Annotated in this window: 20 protein-coding genes, 2 tRNA genes and 1 pseudogene; 13 read left to right on the forward strand and 10 right to left on the reverse strand. The window is 58.5% G+C overall.

Features of this window, described 5'->3' with window-relative positions:
• Positions 1–3 precede the first annotated feature (3 nt).
• A complete protein-coding gene (locus HMPREF1257_RS05660) occupies positions 4–546 on the reverse strand; it encodes a PH domain-containing protein (protein ID WP_023026397.1) in 543 nt (180 codons plus the stop codon).
• Positions 547–848: 302 nt separating this feature from the next.
• Here HMPREF1257_RS05660 and HMPREF1257_RS05665 point away from each other — a divergent pair, with 302 nt between their 5' ends.
• The 9 genes from HMPREF1257_RS05665 (at position 849) to HMPREF1257_RS05705 (ending at position 11,505) form a co-directional block, all read left to right on the forward strand.
• Positions 849–2,699, forward strand: coding sequence for an acetolactate synthase large subunit (locus HMPREF1257_RS05665; protein WP_023026398.1), 1,851 nt, complete (start codon positions 849–851; stop codon positions 2,697–2,699).
• 3 nt (positions 2,700–2,702) lie between these two features.
• Entirely contained in the window at positions 2,703–3,218 is a 516-nt protein-coding gene (gene ilvN / locus HMPREF1257_RS05670) for an acetolactate synthase small subunit (RefSeq protein WP_023026400.1), read from the forward strand.
• Positions 3,219–3,320: 102 nt separating this feature from the next.
• Complete coding sequence (ilvC, locus tag HMPREF1257_RS05675; protein ID WP_023026402.1) at positions 3,321–4,334, forward strand: ketol-acid reductoisomerase; 1,014 nt, start codon at positions 3,321–3,323, stop codon at positions 4,332–4,334.
• Positions 4,335–4,461: 127 nt separating this feature from the next.
• Positions 4,462–6,252 carry a DUF262 domain-containing protein gene (locus tag HMPREF1257_RS05680; RefSeq protein WP_023031206.1) on the forward strand — a complete coding sequence of 597 codons (1,791 nt, stop codon included), beginning with the start codon at positions 4,462–4,464 and terminating at the stop codon, positions 6,250–6,252.
• The gene (locus HMPREF1257_RS05685) at positions 6,236–7,147 is read left to right on the forward strand and encodes a hypothetical protein (RefSeq protein WP_023026406.1); all 912 of its coding nucleotides are present in this window, start codon (positions 6,236–6,238) and stop codon (positions 7,145–7,147) included. Before HMPREF1257_RS05680 ends, HMPREF1257_RS05685 begins: the two co-directional genes overlap by 17 nt.
• A 64-nt stretch (positions 7,148–7,211) precedes the next feature.
• Complete coding sequence (gene serA / locus HMPREF1257_RS05690; RefSeq protein ID WP_023026408.1) at positions 7,212–8,798, forward strand: phosphoglycerate dehydrogenase; 1,587 nt, start codon at positions 7,212–7,214, stop codon at positions 8,796–8,798.
• Between the two features lie 134 nt (positions 8,799–8,932).
• Complete coding sequence (locus tag HMPREF1257_RS05695) at positions 8,933–9,952, forward strand: 3-isopropylmalate dehydrogenase (RefSeq protein WP_023026410.1); 1,020 nt, start codon at positions 8,933–8,935, stop codon at positions 9,950–9,952.
• A gap of 115 nt (positions 9,953–10,067) precedes the next feature.
• A complete protein-coding gene (locus tag HMPREF1257_RS05700) occupies positions 10,068–10,880 on the forward strand; it encodes a fumarylacetoacetate hydrolase family protein (protein WP_023026413.1) in 813 nt (270 codons plus the stop codon).
• Positions 10,881–10,932: 52 nt separating this feature from the next.
• Positions 10,933–11,505 (forward strand): bifunctional 2-polyprenyl-6-hydroxyphenol methylase/3-demethylubiquinol 3-O-methyltransferase UbiG, encoded by a 573-nt coding sequence (locus HMPREF1257_RS05705; protein WP_023026415.1) that lies wholly within the window; start codon positions 10,933–10,935, stop codon positions 11,503–11,505.
• Positions 11,506–11,515: 10 nt separating this feature from the next.
• Here the strand turns inward: HMPREF1257_RS05705 and HMPREF1257_RS05710 are convergent, their stop codons facing one another.
• Complete coding sequence (locus HMPREF1257_RS05710; protein ID WP_023026417.1) at positions 11,516–12,619, reverse strand: isochorismate synthase MenF; 1,104 nt, start codon at positions 12,617–12,619, stop codon at positions 11,516–11,518.
• Positions 12,620–12,728: 109 nt separating this feature from the next.
• Here HMPREF1257_RS05710 and HMPREF1257_RS05715 point away from each other — a divergent pair, with 109 nt between their 5' ends.
• Positions 12,729–13,835 carry a PHB depolymerase family esterase gene (locus HMPREF1257_RS05715; RefSeq protein WP_232208518.1) on the forward strand — a complete coding sequence of 369 codons (1,107 nt, stop codon included), beginning with the start codon at positions 12,729–12,731 and terminating at the stop codon, positions 13,833–13,835.
• Between the two features lie 24 nt (positions 13,836–13,859).
• Here HMPREF1257_RS05715 and HMPREF1257_RS05720 read toward each other — a convergent pair whose 3' ends face one another.
• Genes HMPREF1257_RS05720 through HMPREF1257_RS05750 form a run of 7 tightly spaced genes read right to left on the reverse strand, consistent with a single transcriptional unit; the run spans position 13,860 to position 23,505 of the window.
• Positions 13,860–15,374 carry a choice-of-anchor M domain-containing protein gene (locus HMPREF1257_RS05720; protein WP_023026421.1) on the reverse strand — a complete coding sequence of 505 codons (1,515 nt, stop codon included), beginning with the start codon at positions 15,372–15,374 and terminating at the stop codon, positions 13,860–13,862.
• On the reverse strand, positions 15,371–16,291 hold the full coding sequence (locus HMPREF1257_RS05725; RefSeq protein ID WP_023026423.1) for an anchored repeat-type ABC transporter permease subunit: 921 nt from the start codon (positions 16,289–16,291) through the stop codon (positions 15,371–15,373). Before HMPREF1257_RS05725 ends, HMPREF1257_RS05720 begins: the two co-directional genes overlap by 4 nt.
• Positions 16,288–17,022, reverse strand: a complete 735-nt coding sequence (locus HMPREF1257_RS05730) for an anchored repeat-type ABC transporter ATP-binding subunit (protein WP_034659251.1) — start codon at positions 17,020–17,022, stop codon at positions 16,288–16,290. Before HMPREF1257_RS05730 ends, HMPREF1257_RS05725 begins: the two co-directional genes overlap by 4 nt.
• Entirely contained in the window at positions 17,009–17,899 is an 891-nt protein-coding gene (locus HMPREF1257_RS05735) for a choice-of-anchor M domain-containing protein (protein WP_023026428.1), read from the reverse strand. The genes HMPREF1257_RS05730 and HMPREF1257_RS05735 overlap by 14 nt, the downstream gene beginning before the upstream one ends.
• Positions 17,892–19,397 (reverse strand): anchored repeat ABC transporter, substrate-binding protein, encoded by a 1,506-nt coding sequence (locus HMPREF1257_RS05740; protein WP_023026430.1) that lies wholly within the window; start codon positions 19,395–19,397, stop codon positions 17,892–17,894. The genes HMPREF1257_RS05735 and HMPREF1257_RS05740 overlap by 8 nt, the downstream gene beginning before the upstream one ends.
• The gene (locus tag HMPREF1257_RS05745; protein ID WP_023026432.1) at positions 19,397–20,989 is read right to left on the reverse strand and encodes a choice-of-anchor M domain-containing protein; all 1,593 of its coding nucleotides are present in this window, start codon (positions 20,987–20,989) and stop codon (positions 19,397–19,399) included. The genes HMPREF1257_RS05740 and HMPREF1257_RS05745 overlap by 1 nt, the downstream gene beginning before the upstream one ends.
• Positions 20,990–21,045: 56 nt before the next feature.
• Entirely contained in the window at positions 21,046–23,505 is a 2,460-nt protein-coding gene (locus HMPREF1257_RS05750) for a choice-of-anchor M domain-containing protein (protein WP_023026434.1), read from the reverse strand.
• Between the two features lie 233 nt (positions 23,506–23,738).
• Between HMPREF1257_RS05750 and gltX the strand changes: the two genes are divergently transcribed.
• The 3 genes from gltX (at position 23,739) to HMPREF1257_RS05765 (ending at position 25,642) form a co-directional block, all read left to right on the forward strand.
• The gene (gene gltX, locus HMPREF1257_RS05755) at positions 23,739–25,232 is read left to right on the forward strand and encodes a glutamate--tRNA ligase (RefSeq protein ID WP_198010499.1); all 1,494 of its coding nucleotides are present in this window, start codon (positions 23,739–23,741) and stop codon (positions 25,230–25,232) included.
• A gap of 227 nt (positions 25,233–25,459) precedes the next feature.
• A tRNA-Gln gene (locus HMPREF1257_RS05760) sits at positions 25,460–25,531 on the forward strand.
• Between the two features lie 38 nt (positions 25,532–25,569).
• Positions 25,570–25,642 (forward strand) — tRNA-Glu (locus HMPREF1257_RS05765).
• 302 nt (positions 25,643–25,944) lie between these two features.
• Here HMPREF1257_RS05765 and HMPREF1257_RS05770 read toward each other — a convergent pair.
• A pseudogene (locus HMPREF1257_RS05770) lies at positions 25,945–26,274 on the reverse strand (transposase); the annotation flags it as partial.
• Positions 26,275–26,434 lie beyond the last annotated feature (160 nt).

A 26,434-nucleotide genomic window follows, 5' to 3' on the forward strand; every position in this document is an offset into this window, starting at 1 on the left:
GATTTAGTTTTCTGCCGAATCTTTAAGCTCGGGGTGCTTTTCTAGGTATGCAGCGTATTCCTCTTTACTTAAGAGGATCTGCTGCCCGTCGCGGTGTACGATGACGACCTTGTCGTCGGCTGCCTCGCGGCCCTGGGTGAGGGCATCGGGAATGCGCCCGCGGGATGCTTGTGCCAAGCGGGGCAGTGAGTTGAAGGTTACGCCAGGCAGGTTATGTTTCGCACCATTTTTAGTCTGCGCGAAGGCCCGGGCGCGCTGGAAGCCAATTCCGGCGAAATCATCCCATGCGATGGAAACGTTCTTCCGGAACGCATACGAAATGGAAATGCCCTTCTCAGAGACCCGTGTGCGGGCCTTGAGGACCCACCAGAGGCCGATAACGGGGATAATCAGCAGCCACCCCAGGTATTTGGGCGCCCAGCCAATGCTTAATAAGGCGATCGTGGACAGAATTAAAATGCCCAAGATGTGGTCGCGGGAAGGGGTGAAGACCTCTGCCTGGGTGGTGGACTGACGAGGTTGTTTGTCCTGTGCTGGTGGGGTCATAGTCAGCCAGCCTAATTGACCATGTGGTGGGGAAGCGAACCATTTTTTCGCGGAGTTTCATCATGTGAGAAACTTTTCCCAAAAGGGGGTAAAGGCTTCCAGATATAATTCTATCGGTATATAGTTGGAAATATGATCATTATTCGACTTCAGGTGGTACGAGCGCGGCGGTGACCGCGACGTTTCCTGAACGTCGACGCTTTCGCCCCCGCAGACCACCGGCCCGCGGGGGCTTTAGTTGTAACTAGGGCGTTTTCGATGATCAGTTTCCCTGACAGACCAAACCAAGGAGCACATACACCGTGGTAACGACATCCTCGCCCACGCCTGCTTCCGCGGCCGCTGCAACTTCTGCTGCGTCTGCGGAGCGAATGAGTGGGGCTCATGCTATTGTCCGCACGCTGGAAGATCTGGGCACCGATCTCGTATTCGGTATTCCCGGCGGTGCCGTGCTTCCGCTCTACGATGCACTGCATGGTTCAACGAAGCTTCGCCATGTGCTAACCCGCCATGAACAAGGCGCCGGCCACGCCGCCGAGGGCTATGCGCAGGCTTCCGGAAAGGTGGGCGTGTGCATCGCTACCTCCGGTCCTGGTGCGACCAACCTGGTTACCGCGCTTGCCGATGCCAACCTGGACTCCGTTCCCATCGTTGCCATCACCGGCCAGGTGGGCAGCAACCTTTTGGGCACCGATGCCTTCCAAGAGGCCGATATCCGCGGTGTCACCATGCCCATTACCAAGCACAACTACATCGTGACGGATCCCGCCGAGATTCCTTCTGCAATTTCGGCTGCCTTCCACTTGGCTTCCACCGGCCGCCCCGGTCCGGTGCTCGTGGATATCCCGAAGGACGTGCAAAACGGCTTTGTGGATTATCGCTTCCCGGAAACGCTTGACCTGCAGGGATACAAGCCAGTCACCAAGCCACACCACCGGCAGGTGGCCCAGGCCGTGGAATTGATGTCGCAAGCGGAAAAGCCCGTGCTCTACGTCGGCGGCGGAGTCGTTAAAGCTAATGCCTCCCAAGAGTTGCTGGAGTTTGCGGAACTCACGAATATCCCTGTGGTTACCACCTTGATGGCGCTGGGGACCTTTCCGGACTCCCACCCGCTGCACCTGGGAATGCCGGGCATGCACGGCACGGTCCCAGCCGTCGCGGCGATGCAGCGCGCCGATCTCATCATTGCCATCGGTGCCCGCTTCGATGATCGCGTGACCGGCGATACCTCAACATTCGCACCCAATGCGAAGGTCGTCCACGCCGATATTGACCCAGCTGAGATTGGCAAGATCCGGGAAGTTACGGTCCCCATCGTCGGCGATGCCAAAAAGTGCTTGACCGCGTTGAGTAAGGAGTACCGCAAGAAGGATGTACAGCCGGCCGCCGAGGTGAAACAGTGGCATGATTACCTGCGCGGCATGCAGCAGCGTTTCCCGCGCGGTTATGAGCCCACCGATGATGGCCTGCTGAACCCGCAATTCGTCTTGGAAAAGCTCAGTGAGACCGTGGGGCCGGAAGCTATCTACTGTGCGGGCGTGGGCCAGCACCAGATGTGGTCCGCGCAGTTCTTGGACTTTGAACACCCGCGTTCGTGGATCAACTCCGGTGGTGCTGGAACCATGGGCTATGCCGTTCCCGCTGCCTTGGGTGCAAAGGCAGCGCGTCCAGAAAAGGAAGTCTGGGCCATCGATGGTGATGGCTGCTTCCAAATGACCAACCAGGAACTTACCACCGCCGCCGTGGAAGGCTTCCCGTTTAAGGTTGCCGTCATTAATAACGGAAACCTTGGAATGGTCCGGCAATGGCAGACGCTGTTTTATGACCAGCACTATTCGCACACCAAGCTGCGCGAAGAAAACGCCTTCACCCCGGACTTCGTCCGTTTGGCCGAGGCACTCGGTTGTGAAGCCATCCGGGTCACGAGCGAAGAAGAAGTCGTTCCGGCCATTAAGCGCGCGCAGGCAATTAACGATAAGCCAGTTGTCATTGACTTCATCGTCGGCCAAGATGCGCAGGTGTGGCCGATGATCGGTGGAGGTGCCTCCAATGAGGAAATCCAATACGCCCGCGGCCTGCGCCCGCTTTTTGATGAAGCTGAATCCGCCGCGGAAACCCCGGCTGAGATTGACGAAACCATCCAGGAGGCATAAACCATGACGCAAAACGAGGTAACTCGGCATACCTTATCGGTATTAGTTGAGGATGTAGAAAGCATCATCGCCCGCGTGGTGGGAATGTTTAGCCGCCGTGGCTACAGCCTGGTGTCCTTGGTCTCCGCGCACACGGAAACCCCCGGAATTAACCGGCTGACCATCGTTGTGGATGCCTCTGAGGTGATCATTGAGCAGGTAACGAAGCAGCTCAATAAGCTCATTCCGGTTATCAAGGTCGTGGAACTTAAAGAAGATTCCACCGTTGCTCGCGCCATCATGCTGGTGAAGGTATCGGCCGATAATTCCAACCGCGCGCAGGTGGTGGATGCGGTAAATATCTTCCGCGCCCGCGTGGTGGACGTGGCAAAGGAATCGGTTGTCGTGGAGGCTACCGGTACGCCGGGCAAGCTCGCGGCGCTGCTTGAAGTTCTCGAGCCCTTCGGGATTCGTGAACTCGTGCAATCGGGCCACGTAGCCTTGGGGCGCGGCCCGAAGGCGACAGCTCCCAAAAAGTAAATAAAATCTCACGATGTGAACACATTGTCCCGCGCAGTGGTATATACTCTGCGTTAGGACGCTTCATTACAGCTTCTCCTACCAAAGAATTGAGGATTTGAAATGGCTATTGATACCTACTACGACGACGATGCTGACCTGTCGATCATCCAGGGCCGCAAGGTAGCTGTTATCGGCTACGGCTCCCAGGGTCACGCCCACTCCCAGAACCTGCGCGATTCCGGCGCTGAGGTTGTTATCGGTCTGCGCGAGGGCTCTAAGTCCGCAGCCAAGGCGGAAGAGGCTGGCTTCGAAGTCAAGTCCGTCGCGGAGGCATCCAAGTGGGCCGACGTCGTTATGCTCTTGGCGCCGGATACCTCCCAGAAGGAGATCTTCGAAGAGCACATTGCCCCGAACCTGGAAGACGGCAATGCACTGCTATTCGGTCACGGCCTGAATATCCACTTCAAGCTGATTGAGCCGGCTGCGTCCGTCACCGTCGGTATGGTCGCGCCAAAGGGTCCGGGCCACTTGGTCCGCCGCCAGTTCGTTGACGGCAAGGGCGTTCCTTGCTTGATTGCTACCGAGCAGGATCCAAAGAACGAGGGCCATGACCTGACCCTGTCTTATGCCGCAGCAATCGGTGGCGCCCGCGCCGGCGTTATCCCCACCACCTTCGAGGCAGAAACTGTTACCGACCTCTTTGGTGAGCAGGCCGTCCTGTGCGGTGGTGTCGAGTTCCTCATCCGCAACGGCTTTGAGGTCCTGACCGAGGCTGGCTACGAGCCAGAGATGGCTTATTTCGAGGTCCTGCACGAGATGAAGCTCATCGTGGACCTGATGTTCGAGGGCGGCATTGCCAACATGAACTACTCGGTCTCTGATACCGCCGAGTTCGGTGGCTACATCTCCGGCCCGCGCATCATCAACGCCGATACCAAGCAGCGCATGAAGGATGTCCTGTCCGATATTCAGGACGGCACCTTCACCAAGCGCCTGCTCGCTAACGTTGAGGGCGGCAATAAGGAGCTGGAAGACCTGCGCGAGGAATTTGCGCAGCACGAGATCGAAAAGACCGGCACCAAGCTGCGCGATCTCATGAGCTGGGTAAAGAATCCTTTGGACGCTACTGCCTAGGCAATAGCTGAAGCCAGTGCGGCCCGCGGGAAGTTCCCGGCGGGCCGCTTTTGCGTTTTGGCTACGTGCTATCCCAGCACTTAAGTCCGTGAGGTACCGCAGAGGTGTTGCGGGTAGTATTGGCCCTATGGGTTTTACGACGCCAAGCTATGATCTCAAGGATCTTTTTTCGCGGATTGACCGGGGCGATATCCAGCTTCCAGATTTCCAGCGCAGCTATGCCTGGGATGAAGACCGCATCCGCTCACTTATCGTTACGGTCCTGCGTGGTTATCCCATCGGCGCACTGATGGCCCTGGATACCCGCAATGAAAAGATGCGTTTCCGCCCCCGAGTGTTGGCGGGTGCGCCCGAGGCTGGCGTCGAGCCTGGGCTGCTCCTTTTGGACGGCCAACAGCGCCTTACCTCCCTTTATCACTGCTTTAACGGCGAGGGTTTTGTCAAGACCACCGACTTCCGGAAAAAGAAGGTTCACCGCCGCTTTTTCATTGACGTCCGGGCCGCGGTAAGCGGGGACTTGCTTGCCGATGACGCCATTTTCGCCGTCGACCAGAACGGCGAGATCTGCTCGCACTTCGGCCCCGATATTGATGGGGCTATCACCTGCCGCCAGGATGGCCTGGATAATATGTGCATCCCTGTGGCCTCGCTACTCAGCGAGGAAGGCACCAGCATGCTTTTCGAGCTCGCCGCCACACACGAGCGGTACAGCGCCGAGCTCGCTGCGTTCAATAACCGCATCGTGCGTCCCTTGGCGGGCTATGACATCCCGATGATCCGGCTATCCCGCGAAACGGAGCAGGCCGGAATCGGTTCCATCTTTGCCCAGGCGAATTCCGCCGGCCTGCAGATGGATGTCTTCGATCTCTTAACCGCCGTCTTTGCTTCTGAAGATCCCACCTTCCACCTTGCTAACGATTGGCAGCAGGTGGAAAAGGACCTGCGGGATTCTCCCGCGCTCGATGGCATCGGACGCAATGAATTCCTCTCCGCAGTATCCCTCTTGGTCACAGGGGAGAAGGGCAATGCCGGCGGCCAGCGCGAAGATATTTTGAAGCTGTCCCTATCCGAGTACAAGGCGGCCGCGCACGACCTGCGCATCACCTTCCACGAGGTCGCCGAATTCTTGGCGCAGCGCCGCATTTTAAGCCTCGATCAGGTTCCTTATACCGAACAGATCGTGCCGCTAGCAGTCATCATCGCGCGCCTAGCAAAGCGGTCCGGGGCGCTTTCTAGCCAGCAGGCATGGGATCGCATCGACCAGTGGTTCTGGTGTGGCGTCTTTGGTGAGCTCTATGGCTCTTCCGCGGTGCCGCTGCGCGCCGCCCGCGACGTGGATGAGGTGACCGAGTGGGTGGCCGGGGCCACCGATGACGTTCCCAAAACGGTCGCAGATGCAGGATTCCGGGAATCCCGCCTGCTCTCGGTCGATGAAAACGATGGCGTTTGGCACGGAATCTACGTCTTACTCATGGCTCGTGGCGCGAAGGACTGGCGGACGGGCAGCGAGTTTACTCGCCATACCTTTGAAGAGCTCAAGCCTGGATTTTTCCCAGTATTCCCACTGAATTGGTGCCAGCGCCACGGGGTGGATTCGGTCTTGGCGCAGTCGGTCATGAACTTTACCCCGATGGGCAAACGCACAGAGGTCGTCCTCGATGGATTCGCACCGAATCGCTACCTGCCACGCGTGCAATCCAAGTCCATCATGGAAGACGAGGAATTTGATGCCGTCTTGGCGTCGCACGACCTCGATGTCGCTAACTTAAGGGAATCGAAGATTCAGGAATTCTTGGCGGATCGGCGCCATCGTTTTGTGAACCTGGTGGAAGAAACCTTGGGCATTCCCGTCATTCGAGATGTCGATGAAGCAAACCTGGCCGGCGGTGAAGAGGGGCCACATGCATTTGGCCGCTAAGAGGTTCCGGGCGGCTGCAGCGGTTATCGCAGCCTCCCTTGTACTTGTCGGCTGCGGCGATGCCTTGCAGGAGCCCAAACTGGTAAAGCGTGGGCTGTCGGATCTCTCCGAGTCCGACGTTGAGCTTGAGCGCGCCAAGTCAGAGAATCAAAACCGCCTTATCGATCCCAAATTCGCTGGCAAGTTTGAAATCATCGATGATCCTAGCGGCATTGACGCTGCGCGGACTTTTTTCGAGGATTCTGACTCGATGGTGCTCTTTGCACCCGATGCTAAATCCGAACTGCGCGCGGCGACGTTGGCTATTAACCAGCACCTGCCGGCCGTGGAATACGATCGCTCGCGCCGCGGTGACATCCTCAACCTGGTAGGTGACTTGGAAGTAAAACGACTCGTCATCATTGGCGATATTCCATGGACACAATCCAGCGGTGATTTCACTGTCATCAAGGACCCGGGAACGCACGAAGCGTTGGGAGATTTCACGGCATTCCAATATGAGTCCAAGGTGGTCGCCTCGCCGAAACAAATGGTCAAGGACATCGCGCGGCTGGATAAAACACCTTACGTTGAGTTGCGCCCTGCCTGGATTCCTTATGAGGGTGAGCCCGACGACGATGGTAAAAAGTTATCGCCCGTTCCGGCACAGTCGCGGCGCGATGGCCAGATGGCGCCCAATATTGTGGCCACGGCGGATAGCCCGGTAGCCAATGTCATTACGGCCGCGGCCTATGGTGGCTCGGTATTGGTGATGCCGACGGCAGATCCGCTGGAAGATAAGCGGAGTATGGCCATGGTGGCGGGGCTGGACGAGGGTTCACTGATTGCTTTGGGCCCGGAATTCGGTCAAGTGAAAGAATTTAAGGAAAAAATAAGGCAGGGCACCCCAAACTGAACTACACTTCCTTCACACGCGGTGATTTTCGCGTAATGCACAACGAATTGAAACGAAGGATGATATGTCGAAGCCGGTAGTTCTTATCGCCGATAAATTGGCCCAATCCACAGTGACGGCTTTGGGGGATTCTGTCGAGGTGCGCTGGGTAGATGGCCCGAACCGCGAGGAATTGCTTGCTGCGGTTCCAGAAGCAGATGCGCTGCTCGTGCGCTCTGCCACCACGGTCGACGCTGAAGTTCTAGAAGCCGCGCCCAAGCTTAAGATTGTGGGTCGCGCGGGCGTGGGACTCGATAACGTGGATATTGACACCGCCACCAACAAAGGCGTCATGGTGGTCAACGCTCCTACCTCCAATATCCACTCTGCGTGCGAGCAGGCGATTGCCTTGCTTTTGGCCACTGCCCGCCAGATTCCAGCGGCGGATCAGTCCTTGCGCGAGGGCGAGTGGAAGCGCTCTTCCTTCAAGGGCGTGGAGGTCTACGGCAAGACTATTGGTATCGTCGGCTTCGGCCACATCGGTCAGCTTTTTGCACAGCGGTTGAGCGCCTTTGAAACGAAGATTATTGCCTACGATCCTTATGCCAATCCGGCGCGTGCGGCAGCGCTTGGCGTGGAATTGGTCGAGCTTGAAGAGCTGATGGCGCAGGCAGACTTTGTCACCATTCACCTGCCCAAGACGCCCGAGACTGCCGGAATGTTCGATGCGGAGCTTTTGGCCAAGGCAAAGGAAGGCCAGATTCTGATCAACGCCGCCCGCGGCGGCCTCGTAGATGAGCAGGCCTTGGCGGATTCTATTACTTCCGGCCACCACCGCGGTGCGGGCTTTGACGTCTACTCCACGGAGCCGTGCACGGATTCCCCGTTGTTTAAGCTGCCGCAGGTCACGGTGTCGCCGCACCTGGGCGCGTCCACCGTGGAGGCACAGGATCGCGCGGGTACCGATGTCGCCGCATCTGTGCTCAAGGCTCTGGCCGGCGAGTTTGTTCCCGATGCGGTCAACGTCTCCGGCGGCACGGTGGGCGAAGAGGTTGCCGGTTGGCTCGACCTCGCCCGCAAGCTGGGCCTTACCGCCGGGCGCCTGCTTGATCAGGCTCCCGTCGCCGTGGAGATCGAAGCCTGCGGCGAGCTGTCCACTGAGGATGTGGACGTGCTGGGCCTTTCCGCCGTCCGCGGCCTGTTTAGCGGTGTGACCTCGGAGCCGGTTACCTTCGTCAACGCGATGCAGATTGCTGAGAGCCGTGGGGTCGAAGTTTCGGTATCCACCAACCCAGAATCCAGGGGGCACCGTTCTTCCTTGCAGGTCAAGGTCATTAGCGCGGAAGGCGTGACCTCTTCGCTCACCGGTGCTCTCATTGGCATCGATGGCACCGAAAAGTTTGTGCGCATCAATGGCCGCGGCGTGGATATGCGGGCTGAGGGCCGCAACCTGTTCTTCCGCTATGCCGATGCCCCAGGCGCGCTGGGTACCGTGGGCACCAAGCTGGGTGCGGCGGGCATCAACATCATCGCTGCAGCCTTGACGCAGGGCAAGCAGGAAACGGATGCCGTGCTCATCTTGCGCGTGGAGTCCGAGGTGCCAGATTCTCTGATCGAGGAGATCAACTCCGCTCTTGGCGCTACGTGCCAGCAATTCGACATGGATGAATAATCTCAGCGCAGGTTAGGGCGATTGGCCTAACCGCGCACTCGTGCCCGCCCATCGCGCAGATTTATGCTGCGATGGGCGGGTTTTCTTTGGTAGGCTAATTCTTAATCCACTATGTGAGAAAGGAATCCTACCTGATGAAATTAGCGGTTATTGGTGGCGACGGCATTGGGCCAGAAGTAACGGCGGAAGCCCTGAAGGTGCTGCGCGCGGTGCGCAGCGATATTGAGACCACCGATTATGACCTGGGTGCGCGGCGCTACCTGCGCAATGGTGAGCTCTTAACGGACGCGGACCTGGCCAGCCTGCGCGAGCACGATGCCATTTTGCTGGGCGCCATCGGTGCGCCGGGTGAGGTTCCCCCAGGCGTGTTGGAACGCGGCTTGTTGTTGAAGATGCGGTTCGCGCTCGACCACCACGTGAACCTGCGCCCTTCCATTTTGTATCCCACGGCTCACTCGCCGCTGGCTAATCCGGGCGAGATCGACTTCGTTGTAGTACGTGAAGGTACCGAGGGCCTGTACTGCGGCAATGGCGGCACGCTGCGGGAAGGAACGCCGCACGAGGTAGCCAGCGAGGTTTCGCAAAATACCCGCTTCGGGGTAGAGCGCGTGGTGCGCGATGCCTTTGAGCGAGCATCGCAGCGCCGCAACCGCTTGACCCTGGTACACAAGACCAATGTCCTCGTTAACGCCGGCAATCTGTGGCACCGCACGGTAGAAGAAGTCGGGGCGGAATATCCGCAGGTGGAGGTGGACTACAACCACATCGATGCCGCTACCATCTACATGGTGACGGATCCGTCCCGCTTTGATGTCATCGTGACCGATAACCTCTTTGGGGACATCTTAACGGACTTAGCAGGCGCTATTACTGGCGGAATTGGGTTGGCTGCATCGGGTAATATTGATGCCTCGGGTAAGAACCCCTCCATGTTTGAGCCGGTACACGGTTCGGCGCCCGATATTGCCGGACAAGGCATCGCGGATCCGACCGCGGCCATCTTGTCAGCGGCGATGCTCTTGCGGCAGCTGGGCGATGAAGACAATGCGCAGAAGATTGAAAAGGCGGTGGCGGGGGACATCCCCAAGCGCGGCGATACCCCAATCAAGACCGTCGAGGTGGGGTACCGCATCGCGGGGAGCCTGCAGGCTTAAGCGTAAGAAGTCCTTCGCATGAATGCGGTGTTGTCAGGGAACTGAATAATCTTTGCAAATTAACACCGCAAACTTTGCACACATGTAAAGGCTACCTTTTAGTAGGATGGCCGTTATGCGTTTAGGACGAATTGCACACCCAGAAGGAATTTGCTTTGCCATCATTGACGGGCCACAAGACGCCCCGATGGAGGAGCTTGTAGCTAAAGAGATCTCCGGCACCCCGTTTACCCCGCCGGAGCCCACCGGCCGAGAATGGAAGCTGGGCGAGGTGCGGCTCTTGGCGCCGACCCTGCCCACCAAGGTAGTGGCGCTCGGCCGCAACTATGCCGACCACGTGGCGGAGGTATTTAAGAAGTCCTCCGATAAACTGCCTCCAACCATCTTCTTGAAGCCCTCGACTGCGGTCATCGGCCCTAATGAGGCCATCAAGATTCCGGATTATGCCACCAACGTGGAATTTGAGGGCGAGCTGGCCGTGGTTATTTCCAAGCCATCGAAGAGTATCAAGGCTGAGAACTGGAAAGACCACGTGCTCGGCTATACCATCTGCAACGACGTCTCCTCCCGTGACCTGCAGTTCAAGGACGGCCAGTGGGCGCGCGCCAAGGGCATTGATACCTTCTGCCCCTTGGGTCCGTGGATTGAAACGGACCTGGATAGCTTGGATCTTGATGATCAGAAGATCAATGCGTACCTGACCCACGATGGTTCCCGTGAGCAGAAGCAGGATTCCAATACGGATCAGATGATCGTCAAGATGGGCGGCATCTTGGAAGAGATTTCTGCCGCATATACTTTGCTGCCTGGCGATGTCATCACTACCGGCTCGCCCGCCGGAACCGCCCCGATGGTGCCAGGCGATACCATTGAAATTGAGATTCCAGGGGTTGGCACTTTGCGCAATACCATCTCTAGGGCGCAGTAGGTTCACCCAAAAGCAGCTGCCGCTGGCGAGGTACTGGTAGAAGGAGGACGGCGTGCCGGAGCATTCGCATCAAGGCAACCACGGGTCTGCGCCCAGCGCACAGGAAATGGAGGAGCGCTATCGGTCTGCTGCGCAGGTGTGGTCGGGGAGTCCGAATGCCACGCTGGTGGACTATGCCAGCGACCTTCCAGTCGGTACCGCGCTCGATATCGGCTGCGGGGAAGGCGCCGATGCCCAGTGGCTGCACGAGCGTGGCTGGCAGGTGCTCGGCATCGACTTTGCCCCGACGGCCGTGGCTCGGACCAAGGCGCGGGGAGTGCCCGCCGAGGTTGCCACCTTTGATGAATTCAGCCACGCCCCATTTGATTTAGTCACCGTGCATTACGGCAGTGTCCGTGCCACCGCACGGGAAGTAGCACTGCTGGAAAAGCTCGTCGCCAAGGGCGGAACCTTACTCTATGTTCACCATGACATGCAGTCAAAAGAGATTGCCATGCCGGAATGGCTGGCGGAAAACCTGACCGAATTGACGGTGCAGACCTTTCGGCGATCGCCGCGCCGTGTTTCTGGCGGCGCGGGAGCCCACCACACCAGCGATGTAATCCTCGTGGCGAAGCGGCTCTAAGTCGCACCGCTTAAAGGCTCAGCGCCCGTAAGATCGTCTGGAGCTTGGCGGTGGTTTCTTCCAGCTCCGCTTGGGCATTGGAGGCACCCACTACGCCGCCGCCGGCCCAGGCGCGGGCGGAGAGGCCATCGCCGGCAACTTCCGCGCAACGGATAGCTACCATGTACTCACCGTCGCCGGAGTTATCGCACCAGCCGACGGTGCCAGCATAGAAGCCGCGGTCGGTCTCTGCGGTCTCAATAAGCGCCTGCGCCGCTTCCGTCGGCGTGCCACAGATTGCGGGGGTGGGGTGGACAACTTCTGCCAATTCCAGGGCGGTGAGGTCTTTATCCCGCAAGGTACCGGTAACCGGCGTGCCCAAGTGCCACATTTCATTGGTGTGTATGAGCTGCGGGGTATCGGGGATATCGAGGCTGCTGCACAGTGGTTCTAGCACCTTGCGCAGGTGATCTACCACAAAGGAATGCTCGAGCAGATCCTTGGCTGAGTGCAAGAGGTCTTGGCTGGCAATGTGGTCCGCCGCTTTATTGGCCCGGCGCGGGGTAGAGCCGGCGAGCGGGAATGCAGACACGGTCGAGCCTTGGCGCTTGATCAGCACCTCTGGCGAAGAACCGACCAGCATGGCCCCTGGGCGGCCCGCAGGGGAGAGATCCGCAATGAAGCCATCGCGGTTGACGGAGAGATCGATAAGGCGCGCGGCCACCAGCCGCGGATCGATGGGGGAGGTAAATTCGATATCGACCGCGCGGGCTAAAACCACCTTTTCTAGCTTCGAGGTTTCGATGGTGCCGATGGCCGCCTCCACGCGGCGTAGGTGCTCTTCGGGTTCTGGATCAAAGCCCACGACGCGGGACTTGAGCGTTTGATTGCGGTAGAACGCATGTGGCTCTAGCGGGCCGTCTTCCCGGATGATTGATTCTGGCACGGTCAGGGCGGCGGGGGTATCGGAATCAAAGGGGATGGCGCCAACGACCATCTCGGCCTCGCCTCGGTGCAGGGCGTCAACCGCAGCCTCGGCATTGGTAAAGGTGTCCCGCGCACCTTGGGTACGGACAGACCCCGTTGCCCGGGAGAGCAAAAAATCGGGGGCGGTGCTTGGTCTGTCTTCGTGCATGGGGATCTAGCTTAGTGCCTCATTAAAAGTTGGTAGAAATTGCCCTCCGCCAAGCGTGTGGGCACCCGCGGGCACAACCGATGTAACTATTGTTACTTAAGTGGCTAATGTGACTAAAGTTTTTCTTCGATTTACCTATCTCTTGTCCGCGCTCCTAGTGGCAGGCGCAGCCTTAAGCGTGCCGGCAATGGCGCAGGAACAAGAAGGTGCCGGATCACCGGTAGAACCGACGCACCCGGCGCCTGTGCCAGAACAAGACCACCACTCCGGCGAGCCCGGGATTCCAGAACCAGACGGCTCGCATCTGCTCCCTGAAGGTGTCACTGAATCGACGCCTCGTGATGCTGAGGCGCACCCGTCTACTGACGGTGAGCCTCCGCTTCCGGGTAATTCGGAGCCGGCTCCACCTGCACCTTCTGCTGATCACAGTATTAATCCTGATCCGGCTATTGCACCGGGAACTATGGAATCGCTCGAGATGGAACACGAAGGAAAACAGCGCCGCTACCTGGTGCGTATCCCCGATAATTATTCGCCCGAGAAACCATCCCCGGTGCTTTTTGGATTTGGCGGTTGGGGAGATTCCCCGGAAAACTTCTCCAGTTACGCCCGAATGGGAAATACGTCAGCCACCGATGAGGCCATCATCATTTACCCGGAGGGCTACGAACGCGCGTGGGAAGCAGCTCCATATGCCAAAACCCATGACGGCGAAGATATCCGCTTCATCAAGCGCATCCTGGATGCGGTGGATGCGGACTATCACGTGGATCGCAACCGCGTCTACGCCATGGGAATGTCCAATGGCGGAGGTTTTACCTCCGTTTTGGGCTGTCACGCGCAAGATACGTTTGCTGCGGTTGCCATGGTCTCTGGAGCTTTTTATACCCCCGTTGAAACCAATTGCGGGGATGCGCCAATGCATACACTTATCATGCACGGCACCCGCGACCAGATGATGACCTATGAAGGCGGCGACCGGCACGAAGCTGGCTATCTTCCCGTGCGCACAGTCTTGGGAGGCTATCTTAACCGCAATCGCTGCGATATGACCTTCCAATCCCAGGCGGATATTGGAGGAGCCGAGCGCCTGAACTTCAACGGTTGCCAGAAGGACGTGGAATTGGTCAAGGTGCCTGCCGAACACACGTGGTTTTGGCAGCCGGATACCCCAAATGTTGTGTGGGACTTCCTATCTACCAAGACACGCGTGTAGCCCTAGGCGGTACTTTTCAGGCTTCTAGTCGATGCGCGGGATCTGCGTCGTGGCATCATCGGCCTGCGGCGGCATTGGCTGTTCTGGCTCCTCAGGCTGTTCGCCGGCTAGCTTTTTCTTGCGGAAGAATTGGACATAGACCAAAAGGCCAATCCCTAGCACCAGTGCGAATGCACCGAGGCCCGCCAAAATGCCCGCCCAAAAGCTGCTCTTGGTCAGTGAGGCGGTGTAAGCGGCACCGGAAAGCGCCTCATTGTTGTGGTCCTTGCCACCCGCGGACGCGTTTGGCACCGGCGCCGTGCTGCGGTTCTCAGACTTAGCGCCCTTAGATTTGCTGTCCTTAGCTTTGCTGCTCTTGGACTTCGGGGTGGACTTGCCCGCGGATTTCTGGCCAGAACTACCGCCGGATTTGGATTGTGCAGCCTTAGAACCGGAGCGAGAGCCGCTGCTTGCCGATGCTCCCTTCGACGAGCCCCCACCCGATTTGCGCGACGCAGCACCAGAGCCGGCCCCAGAACCGCGAGCAGTGCCCTTGGTGGATCCGGACTTCGACCCAGACTTGGAGCCTTGGTTAGATCCCTGCTTCGAACCAGATTTCTTGGCTTCTTTCGAGCCTCCGGACTGGCCCTGCTTAGACGGCTTATCGCCGGATTTATCCTTGGCGTCTTTGTCCTTCTTGTTATCGCCCTCGAGGAATTTTTGGCCTTCCTTCAGGGTATTTTCCAGCTCCTTATCCAGGCCCGCGATGGCCTTATCTACGCCTTTAATATCCTTGGCCAGCTGTTCTGGGCGGGAGGTTCCGCCCGAAGGGGCACTGGCCTCGGCATCGTCGGATTCTTCGTAGTCGACACCGCACAGCTCTGCTGCATCTGCGTCATCGCCGACGAGGAATCCCGCGTGCAGGTGGTGGCGGGAGCCATCGGGAAGCTCAAAGGTAAAGCTGACGGCGTAGGTGCCCGGCTTGGTAAAAGCGAAGGCGGGGTGAGCGTGGGATCTGCCGGGATAATCCCAGGCGGTTCCGTCCTCGGTATCCATACGGACCTTGAGGTCGCCGATGCCCTCGTTTTGGAAGGCCACAATGCGGCCATCCTCGGGGCCAGACGCGATGGCCATGCTGAGAGTCGCGGTCTGCTTGGATCCGAGGTAGTCCTCGGAGAGTTCTTGGGTATTAAAACCGAGCCACGGAACATCCTCAATCTGGGTTTGCGGCAGCACCCATCCTTCCTCGGGCAAGGATGGGATATCGAGAGCAGAAATACGCTGCTTGTTCTTATCCGCTACCTCGACAGCGAATTCTTCCGACTGGTATTCCTTGCGTGCGTGGTCATCTTTGACCACAAAGTTGATGTCCCCGCCATCATCTTTCAACGCCATGTCTTGGTGGCCTTCGGTAATGCGGATAAAGTCCTCAGCGCTGCAGGTCTCTGCGGCATGCGCGGTGGTTAGAACGGAAGAGGGCAGGCCCACACCGGTGAGGGTTCCCACGCTGAGGAATCCGGCGGTGCCTAGGGCAAGAGCGGTACGGCACAAGGGTTTCATGATTCGATGGTTTCCTTTCGTGGGGAGTTCTCGGAAGCGTTGGCTGGCACGCGAGGAGAAGAGTGGCCTGGCTTGCGGCGAGAGCGTAGGAAGGGATGCAGGGCCCAGACAATGAGAAAGAGGACCGTGAGCGTGAGCACGATGGTTGCGCCCGCGGGAAGATCGATGGCCCACGCCAAATAGATGCCAAAGAAGCTGCACACTGTGCCGATGATGGCGGAGAGGAACATCATCGTGGTCAGGTTGGCCGTGAGCAGGCGCGCCGTGGCGGCCGGGGTAATCAGCAGGGCGAGGACCAAGATATTGCCGATGGTGCTTACGGAAATGACCACCGCGGCGGTCACGCACAGGTAGAGGATGATATCCAGGGCGAAGACCGGCAGGCCCATGGCCCGGGCGGTCTCCCGGTCCAAGCAGGTGGCGTTCAGCTGCGGACCAAAGGCCACGACCACTGCCAGGACCACCAGGCAGACGCTTGCGGCGACGGTGATATCTGTGCGCGAAACGCCGGTGAGCGATCCGAAGAGGAAGCTGGTCAGTGAGGCACTATAGCCATCCGTGCGCGAGATGATCACCATGCCCAAGGCAAAGGCGGCGGCGAAAAAGATGCCGATGATGGAATCCGCGCGCACGTGGTTGCGTTGCGAAAACGCAGCGATGAGCACCGCGACGACCGCGCCGGCAACCGCCCCGCCCAGCAACACCGAAGTCTGCAGCGCAAAGGCGATGGCCAGGCCTGGGAACACGGCGTGCGAGACGGCATCGCCAATAAAGGCCATGCCACGTAGCACCACGTAGCAGCCGATGACCCCGCACACGATGGCGGCGATGAGCGAAATGCCCACCGCCCGGGCGAGGAAATCGAGGTGGGGATTGGTCAAATCCCGCAAGAAATCGATAAATGAGATATCAATCATGCAGCTACTCCAATCGCAGCGAGCAACGGGGAAGAGGCACTGACGCCAAACGCGCGGGTCCACGGATCCTTCTTGGCCAAAAGCTCATCGGCGGGGCCATCTGCAATAACCGTGCGATTAAAAAGCACCAGGCGCTTGCACGTGTGCGCCGCCTCCGACAGGTTATGGGTAGACATCACGATGGATTTTCCTTGCGCCGCAAGCTCGGCGAAAAGCTCTAATAAGGCCTCGGTATTTGGGGCATCGAGCCCGGTAAAAGGTTCATCGAGTAGTAAGACCTCCGGCTGAATAGCCAGGGCGCGGGCAATCAATACGCGCTGGCGCTGGCCACCGGAAAGCTCCTCGATGGGACGGGAGGAAAATTCCTCCATATGCACCAAGCGCAGCGCCTCCGCGGCGGCCGCATGGTCCTTTTTCCCAGGGCGCTTAAACCATCCGATGAGCCCGGTGCGCCCGCTGAGTACGGTGCGGTACACGTTGATGGGAAAGCCCCATTCCACCTCGTGGCGTTGCGGAACATAGCCCACAGATCCGGTGACGGTGCATGTGCCAGAGGAGGGTATAAGACCCAAAATGGCGCGCATCAGTGTGGTTTTGCCGGCACCATTGGGGCCTAAGAGCCCAATGAATTCACCGGTGCCTACTTCGAGGTTGGCATCTTCAATAACGGTGCGGCCAGATAGTGCTACCTGCAGTCCGCGCACCTGAATGCACGGCTTAGGCATGGCCATCGCCCCGCTTGCGGGATTTCACGAGCACGGTAACACCAGCGATCAGCACGATTATTCCGCCGCTGACCAAAACATAAACCCATACCGGGAGGGAAGAATCCTCGGTCGTGGCCTCTGCTGGGTTCCACTCCGCATCCTGGGCTGCCTGGATATCTGCGCCGTCGCCCACAGCGAAGGTCAGCACGCCGTCGGTACTAAACTCCTCGCCGTTTGTGGTTTCACCCTTAATCCGGATGCCCACCTGGTGGGTGCCCGGCTCAGTAAAAGTCCAGTTGGCGTGGGTGTGCGTATTGAGATCTACCCAGAACTCAGACTCGCTTTTTTCTGCCGTAGACCACAGCAGCTGGGGTGCCTCAAAGCCGCCGTTTTGCAAAAAGAGCGAAAAATCTCCTGGTCCGGAGTGGCCGAGGAATTCCATGGTGACGCCGCGATCGGCGTTATCGACAAGCGAAGGCGCCTGGGTATTCCACCCCAGCCACGGAACGCCGACCTGCTCAGTTTGCGGGACAACCCACACATCCTCACCGGATTGTGCGCCGACGAAGCTGAAGTCCTCGGTATCCGGCAGCGTTTGCTGGGCCGCATCGCCTACCGAAAATACCAGGTCATCGAGGTGGCGCCACACCGGGGATTCGCCCGCATCATCCCGGGCCAATAGCTCGGCGTCAGAGCCGTTGAGCAGAGTGCCGATATCAACGTGGCCGGCATCGATGACCTTTTCTTCGCCCTCTGGCGCAACGGTCTCATTCGCGCCAACCACCTGCGCGAGGTCGCCGGCCCAGGCAGGCGTTGCGGATACGGCGAGGCCCGCAGTGACGATGCAGGCCGCCGTGCGAGTGGCCGCGCGGGCAACGGTACGAGAGGCAAGGTTAAGCATGGTTATCTCCATTCGAAGGATGTAGGCAACGCTGCAGAGAGTCAGCATTGAATTTCATGAGGTCGATATAAGTAGGCACGGCATCATCAAGCGTGTCGCCGTAAATGGGGCACAGCTCCACGTTTTGTTGTGCGGCGGCTTCCTTCAGCGTGCTGGCGCTGGCTTGCTCCACCGGTTCCACAAAGACCGCAGGAAGGTGCAGGTTCTCCAGCGTTCGGCGCAGGGCAATGACCTCTCGTGGTGAAGGCTCAATGGCGGGATTGGGGGTTACGAACCCGGCCACGGAAAGGCCGTAGCCCTGCTCTAAGTAGGCGTAGCCGTGGTGGGTGGTGACCAAGTGCCGATTGCTCTGCGGAATAGAGGAAATCGCGCGGTCTATGTACTCGTCCAGCTCGCGCAATTCCGCGATATAAGACTCGGCGCGGGCGCGGTAATCGGCGCCGTGCGACGGATCCGCATTCGCCATTTCTTCAGCGATGACATCGACATAGGCAATGGCATTGTCCACGTTGTGCCATAAGTGTGGGTCCACCTCGCCGTGGATATGTTTGCCCAAGACCGCCTGGGGGAGCAGGTACGTATCCGCGCCGGGCGTGCCCAAAAAGCGATAAGCAGGATCCGGTGGAATGGGCTGCAGGACCGAGGAGGGGACCGCCACCGCGGTATGCGCGGGGTCAAAATGCTGGTCTTGATCGCGCAGATCAATAGATCTCTCTGCTACATCAGCGGCGATATCCACGTGGCCGGAATCAATGACATCCATATCTTCCGGCGGGTTCACGCCAACCGCGACAGTTAGGTGCTCTACCTCCGTGCCATCTGCCTGAAAGCCGAGCTTATAGATGCCCGGTTCCGAAAAGCCCCACGAGACGTGCGTGTGCGCATTAGCAGGGAGGGTGACCGCGTCATCGCCAGCTTCGATGCCATCGGCGCTATTAAATAGCACTTCCGGCGTACCGAAGGTGGAGACCACGTAGGCAGCGACATCGCCAGGGCCCTCGGCAGAGACCATGCGGAAGTCGACGCCGGAGTTGCGCTGTTCGGCGCCGCTGATGCGCAGGCCCAACCAGATGGCATCCAGGGAGACATCTTCTACCAGCGGCACGAGGGTCGCTCCCCGGGTGGAGGCCGAATCTGCGACCTCTACCACGGGTGCATCCGTGGACTCGTGCAAGGTATCTATCAGGGACTGCGGTTCCAGGAGGTACCCATTGCTCAAGGCAAGATCCGCATTGGCCACATTGCGCACCGTGCGCAGCGTCGGCTCAAAGGTGTGCGGGTCCTTTCCACTGGGGATGAGTCCGGTGACCGAGGCATCCTCGCCAGCGACGTGGCGCGCCATATCCGCCAAAATCGGCGTTGTCGCCACCACGCTGAAGCGATCCGAGGTATCCACCGCTGCCGAGGTCGTGCATCCTGTCGCAAGGAGGGAGACGCTAAAGAGCGCCCCGACGGCCTGCAGCCCGCGCGGTACGAAACGGTAGTGGGGCACTGGCATTAATTCTTTGCCCTCGCGACAGCGAGCCGTGCGATGCCCAGGCCAAGGAACAGCATGCCCAGACCGAGCACGCCGATACCGAGCGGCATGGTGGGGGTCCCAGTATTGGCGAGAGCCGCGTTGCCGCCCTTTCCGGATGCGTTCGCACCGGAACCGCTAGCGGCATCCTGGCCAGCGCCGGAGCCATTAGAGCCCGCGCCGGCTGCGGCGCCAACACCGCAGTCGCCGCCCTCCGGGTTTACTTCCGCGCCCAGGTCAAAGTGCCCATTATCGAAGGCACCGTCTGGCTTGCCACCGCCGACGACAAAGTGCAGCGTTGCCTGGCCGGCTACCTGCTTGCCGGCGGAGGTTTGGGCCACTTGGCGGATGGTGACGTCGTAGGTGCCCTGCTTTTCGAAGACCCAGTTAGGGTGCACGTGGGTATTGGGCGCGATATTGTAGCTGCCTTCAACGGCGCCGTTTGCGCCGCGGAACCATTCATCACCGACGATCTTGCCCAGGCCACCCTGGCTGTAGACCATCATGGCGCCAGGGCCCTTCATATCAACGAGCTCCCAGGTGACGTCACCCGGAATGTGCTCGCGCATGGAAGGGCTCTGGGTATTTGCACCGAGCCATGGCACGCCATCGACCTGCGTAGAACCGATCATCCACGCTTGGCCGGCCGATACGGGACCAACATCTTCTGGCAGTTCGACGCTGGAATTATCGGAGAGGTAAAAAGTCGCGCCATCGGCATCGCGCCACTGCGGCGGCGAAACCGTATCGTCTTTAATCTGCGGGATAATACCCGGCCGGCACTCTGGATCCGAGGACTGACCATCGCTTGCGGCGCTGCCGCCCTGTCCACTCTCGGAATTGCCATGTCCGGCTTCATTACCGGAGTTGTCTGCAGCGCCGTTGCCGCCCGCGGAGCGGTGAGTGGAGGTGGCATCGCCGCCTTCGCCCACCTGCCAGGTATAGGTCACCGCGTTACTGGTTTGGCCGTTGGAGGAGGCTTGGACGGTCATCTCATACGTACCGGCCTCGCTGAAAGCCCAGTTGACGTGGCGGTGTGCAGGCTGTGGCTGGTTAATCACCTCGCCGCTGGTGAGCTCCATCGAACCGGAATTGGTCACGGCGCCGACGTTGCCGAACCCTGAGGTTTCAAAGACATAGACCGAGCCCGGCCCAGAGATATTAGTGAATTCGAAGTCAACACTGGTAAAGCCACCATCGCGCGCCGGCTGAGTATCCCAGCCTGGCCAGATGATATTCGGGTCCTGGGCTTGGGGCAGGAAGTAGGTCGATTCGCCAATCTCGGGAACGCCCTCGGTGGCATCGGACCATGCGGATTCCACTACTTGGAGCAGCACGTCATCGCCAGGGCGCTGGACGTGCGAACCGGTGACATCTTCCTGCATGGATAGGTGCAGCTGGCCGTCCGGCGCAGTGACGTAGAACGCATCGATATGGCCGGAATCAAAGACATCCTCGAAGGCAAAGGCCGGTGAGGCCGGAACGAAAAACGCGATAAGGGCGGTAATCACCGCCGCGATGATGCGGCTGCCAGGCCGGTGGGCTCTGGTGCGCGAAATGGTGTTGGTATCCATGGTTGAGGCTCCTTTAAAGCGCCTGGGGTGGGTTCCCATTTGCTGCGGATTAGTAGTTAGATGCGCCAGCCAAAGCGCTCACGAATGAGGTCTTGGTTGTCGCGGAAGAAGTTGTAGAAGGCCTTGAAAGTGATGCCAAGGACCGCGGGCAAGACCAGGGCCCAAGGATTAAACGAGGACCCTGCTGGAGCCGACGGCTTAGATGGCTCGGATGGCTTGGAAGGCTTAGACGGTTTCGATGGCTTGGACGGCTTTGCCGAGTCCGAAGGTTTCTCGGATGGCTTCTCGGAAGGCTTTTCCGATGGGGCATCGGATGGCGCTGGCGTAGAACAGGACTTCACCGCCTCATCACCAATGGCAAAGGTCAACGTCTGTGGTTTGGATGCAAGTTCTTTGCCATCGGTGGTAGTTGCCGTATAGGTTGCCTCAAACGTGTAGATGCCCGGCTTGGTAAAAGCCCAATGGGTATGCTTGTGCGATGCGAAAGTGGTCTCGATCGTGTGATCGTTTTCGGCGGAATTGGCAAGGACGTCATAGCCGACACCCCTGGCCTTATCGATGTATGCGCCCCACTCAGCGCCCTCTGGCGTGTGCGTGGGCTTGAGGTTCAAATTGACCGTGCCATCTTTCATCTTGGAATAATCCAATTTTTCGGTGTTATACCCCGGCCAGATGATGGCTTGGTTCTGCGTCTGCGGTAGGTGGTAGAAGCGGTCTCCGATATTGCCAAGGAAATCGAACTTTTTATCACCCAGCTGCTGGCCGCGGGGAGTAAGCGCGTTTTTGTGCACGCCGAGCACCACGTCATCCAGCGAGCGGTCTACCGACTCCTTATCTACTTGGCCTGTGTCATCGCGCAGGACAGTGCGGAAACCGTCGTCAGTAGGCAGCGCCTTGATATCGACGTGCCCGCGGTCAAGTACCTGCTTTTCGCTGCAGCGCTGAGCTTCCTCGTCCTTTGGTGGTTGAGATGGTGCCGGCGTATCGCTGGGCGCGGGTGAATCGCCGGACCCAGGCTTTTCACCTGGGGTAGCGGCATTGCCATCGGTGCTGGTAGAAAGCTCGTCTTTCGCTTCGTAGTTTTCACCGAATTCGAAGGGCTCGGCAAGCACCGTGCTGCCGTGGCCGGCCTTGACAGTGGAATGCGGGAAGACGTTTACTTTGGCAATCGTGTCCTTAAAGAGCTCGCCATTGGTAAAAGTAGCCTCTCCGTGCCCGTTGGTAATTGGGGCTTCCACTGGTGCCGTGGGGTCCGCGTCGTTTTTGTCGGCATAGAGACCACCAGTCATCACGCCGCTGAAGTTTTTATCATCCATATCGATGATAATTTTGGTTCCGCCTTTGCCCTGCTGGCGTATCCGCACCTTATAGCCGGTTTCTTGCAGCGTTACCTCTTCGGTAGGGGCCAGCTGGCGCGGATTCTCGGCTTCTTCCCACTTCTCTTCGGAAGAGGAGGAGTCGGTGTGGGCGGAAGAGCCGGGGGTAAATTTCACCTGTTGCGAAATCCAGCGCGGCGCATCGCCTTCTGGGGTAAAGACGGCCTGGATATTGGACGATGTTGGGCCCATGTACTCATCCCACTCGGCGTGGCCGTCGGCGACGGGCAGATCGGTGAGGAAGTAGCCATCGATAAGCAGCGTAAGCGTACCGGATGCCTTATTTTCCGCATCAAAGGAAATGGTGGTGAGCTTATCGTCACCGTCTTTTTCCGGATTCTGCTTTTTGTCCATGCTCAGGCTGTATCCGGCGGCGGCATCGCCGGAGGAGGCGCTATCGAAGCGCTCCTTGAGACTGGGGGTCTTTTCATCCTTTGGCTTTTGCCCGCCCACTTGATAGCTGGTGGTCTGCGGCTTACTGGCCACGAGCTGCCCATCCGCCGTGCGCGCGGTGGTGCGATAGGTCAAGCGATAACGGCCGGGCTTGGTAAAGAGAGTGGCGTTATGAGTGTGGGTACCGGCATTGAGGTATGTGGAGTGCGGTGAGTCTTGGAAGGAGCCCAGCATGCGATGGAGCTCGGCGCCGTCTTCATCGTCCTTGTTGGTAAAAAGCTCCACGTCGCCCGGGCCATCCACGCTTAAAAGGTCGAGGAAGGCGATGTTATCGCGGAAATCTTTCACGGGAAGCCCAGTGTCTGCGCCGAAACCGATCCAGATGGGTTCTTGGTTGGCGGAGGCCTGGTAGGGAGCCGTGTAGTAGGTGGTGCCTGGGTCACCGATGTAGTCCTGCGTGCCGTTTTCAGGCAGGGAATACATAAAGTTCTGGTGGCGCTTACCGTCCTCGTCTTCGCGGGTATAGCCTTTGCCTATCCAAGCAACGGTGTCATCGATAAGCGGAGTTTGGCCGGAAAATTCGGATTTCAGCAGGAAGTTGTCTTCTTCCCAAAAGCTCTTTGGGGAATCGACGTGGGTTTGGGTTGCGATGTGTTTGCCATCGTCTGGGCCGGCGTAGGCGGTAGCCGGGGTGATCAGCGCGATCGTGCTGAGCGCGGCTATGAAGCGGATACGAGGAGATGCCACCAGCGCGTTACCTTTCTGCAGTTGTCAGTAGTTCACCTCGCAACTATAGAAAATGATTCCCAATACTGAATAATCGATTGAAAACCATTCCCGTTTACCTGTGGGTTTATAATGAAACTCGTTATCATCTACCCCTTTTTGTGTGTGAGGAGCTAAATGAAGACGCACTTTTGGGTAGTAGAGTGAGGCGCTGGTTTGGGCTGGTGCGGACTGTGTCCCGCGGCTCCACTACGATGGTGGCCATGACTGAAGTTCGCGTTAGATTTTGCCCTTCTCCCACTGGTACCCCGCACGTTGGCATGGTGCGCACCGCCCTATTTAACTGGGCCTACGCCCGCCACACCGGCGGAAAGTTGATTTTCCGAATCGAAGATACTGATGCTGCCCGCGACTCGGAAGAGTCCTACCAGGCCATCATTGATTCCTTGACCTGGCTCGGATTGGGCTGGGATGAGGGCGTCAATGTGGGCGGCCCGCATGAACCGTACCGGCAGTCCCAGCGCATGGACATTTATAAAGATGTGCTCAATAAGCTTATCGATGCCGGGCACGTCTACCCCGCCTACTCCACCGCGGAAGAGGTAGAAGAACGGCACAAGGCAGCCGGGCGCGATCCTAAATTGGGCTATGACAACTACGACCGTGACCTGACGCAGGAACAGATCGAGGCCTTTGAGGCTGAAGGACGCAAGCCCGTCTGGCGCCTGCGCATGCCGGACAAGGATTGGGCCTGGACTGACCTTGTGCGCGGCGAGATGTCCTTCAAATCCGAAACGCAGCCTGACTACGTGGTGGCGCGCTCCAACGGTGCGCCGCTGTACACCTTGGTCAATCCGGTAGATGACGCTCTGATGCGCATTACACACGTGCTGCGCGGCGAGGATTTGCTCTCGTCCACCCCGCGCCAGTTGGCCATGTATGACGTGTTGAAGGAAATCGGTATCGCGGAATTTACTCCGCAGTTTGGCCACCTTCCCTTCGTGATGGGCGAGGGGAAGAAGAAGCTTTCCAAGCGTGACCCGCAGTCCAACCTCTTCAATCACCGCGATAACGGCATTATCCCGGAGGGCATGCTCAACTACCTGTCGCTGTTGGGCTGGTCCCTGTCCGCGGATAAGGACATCTTCAGTATGGATGAGCTCATTGAGAACTTCGACGTCAACGACGTTCTGGGTAACCCGGCCCGCTTTGACCAGAAGAAACTCGAAGCAATCAATGCCGACCACATTCGACTTCTCGATCCTGAGGAATTTGCCTTCCGCCTGCGCAATTACCTGACGGAGTACACCGACTTCCCGGCCGATTATGATGGCGAGAAATTCGCCTTCGCTGCGGACCTGGTGCAAACGCGCATTAAGACGCTTGCCGATTCCTATGGGCTACTCAGCTTCCTTATCACGCCCGATGCAGAGCTCACCTTGGACGAAAAGGCGGCCAAGAAGAACCTGAAGGAAGATGCCGTCCAACCCCTCGAGGTGGGCATTGACACCCTTGAAGCGGTAGAGGAGTGGAAGACCGATGCTATTGAAGCCGCGCTATCCAAGGCGCTCATTGAGGACCTAGAGCTAAAGCCGCGCAAGGCCTACGGTGCGCTGCGCGTAGCCATTTCTGGTGCCCAGGTTTCGCCACCGCTGTTTGAGTCCATGGAGCTTTTGGGCAAGGAGTCCACCTTGGCGCGCCTGCGTGCTGCCCGCGAGGTAACTCCGTACGTTCCTGCGGCCGAGTAAGGCTGGCACCACCAGAAGCATGGTGGGCGCAGCCCGCTAAAGCGGCGGATGAACATCGAACTACACAGATGTCATCTGCCGCTTTAGTTTAGCTCAAGAAAAACGCCTAAAAATGCCGGTTGCGCTGGCGATTTGGCGCATTGGATAACGATCATTATAGTTATAACACGTTGCAGCGAGCAAGGGAGCGCAGCCGATAAGGATGCGATTCCAAGCGAGTGAGCAAATGGCCTATGGTGTAATTGGCAACACAGCGGTTTCTGGTACCGCCATTCTAGGTTCGAGTCCTGGTAGGCCAGCAGTGAAAATGCTTTTAAAGCAGGCTCACTAGTTCTATGCCCCGTTCGTCTAGAGGCCTAGGACGCCGGCCTCTCACGCCGGTAACACGGGTTCGAATCCCGTACGGGGTACAAGTAAAATGATTCCTCCAGCCACCACGGTTGGAGGAATTTTTCATATGCGCCCGCGGCTCAATCGGGGGTTAAACGACAAAATGTGTTGTTTTCCGGCGTGTCGGGTTAAACGACATTTTGTGTTGGTGGACTGCGTGGTTTAGGGCATGTGGCCTTTGCGTATTCCCATAGAGTGGTTATAGGCACTGTCGAAAGTTGCTGGTCGGCCGTATTCACGGCCGCTGGGGGTTAAACGACAAAACGTGTTGTTTTTCGGCGTGTCGAGTTAAACGACATTTTGTGTTGGTGGGGGTAGGGGTTTAGCGTATGTGGCCTTTACGTATTCCCATAGAGTGGTTGTAGGCAGTGTCGATGGCGCTGTCGAAAGTTGCTGGTCGGCCATCTTCATGGCCGCTGGTGGCTTGTGTTTCCTGGTCGGCTAGGGTGTGTGCTTTGGCGAGTGCGTCCTGGCCCCAGTTGTGCTGCCTGGCGATCTCTACGGGGTCGTCAGGCAGTTGCGTGTGTAGGTACAGCCACCAGTCGCAGGCGAGGCGTTGTTGCTCGTCACGCAGTCCTCGGTGGTCGTGCATCAGTTTCTTGATTTGCGAGTTCACGCCACCTTCCAAACTGTTTGTCGTGCGCTCTAGACGCTGGCCTTGTTCTGCTTGAATGAGGGACCTGACCCCTGTTTGGTGGACACCTGATATCCGGCCCAGGGAGAGTGTCTAATGGTTTGTGTGTGGGAACCTAACCCGCATAAGGAGATGAACCAGAATGACTACTATGGCGAGACGAGATCCGGCTGATAAG

Origin of the sequence: Corynebacterium sp. KPL1814, assembly GCF_000478175.1 — a bacterium.
Lineage (GTDB): Bacteria > Actinomycetota > Actinomycetes > Mycobacteriales > Mycobacteriaceae > Corynebacterium.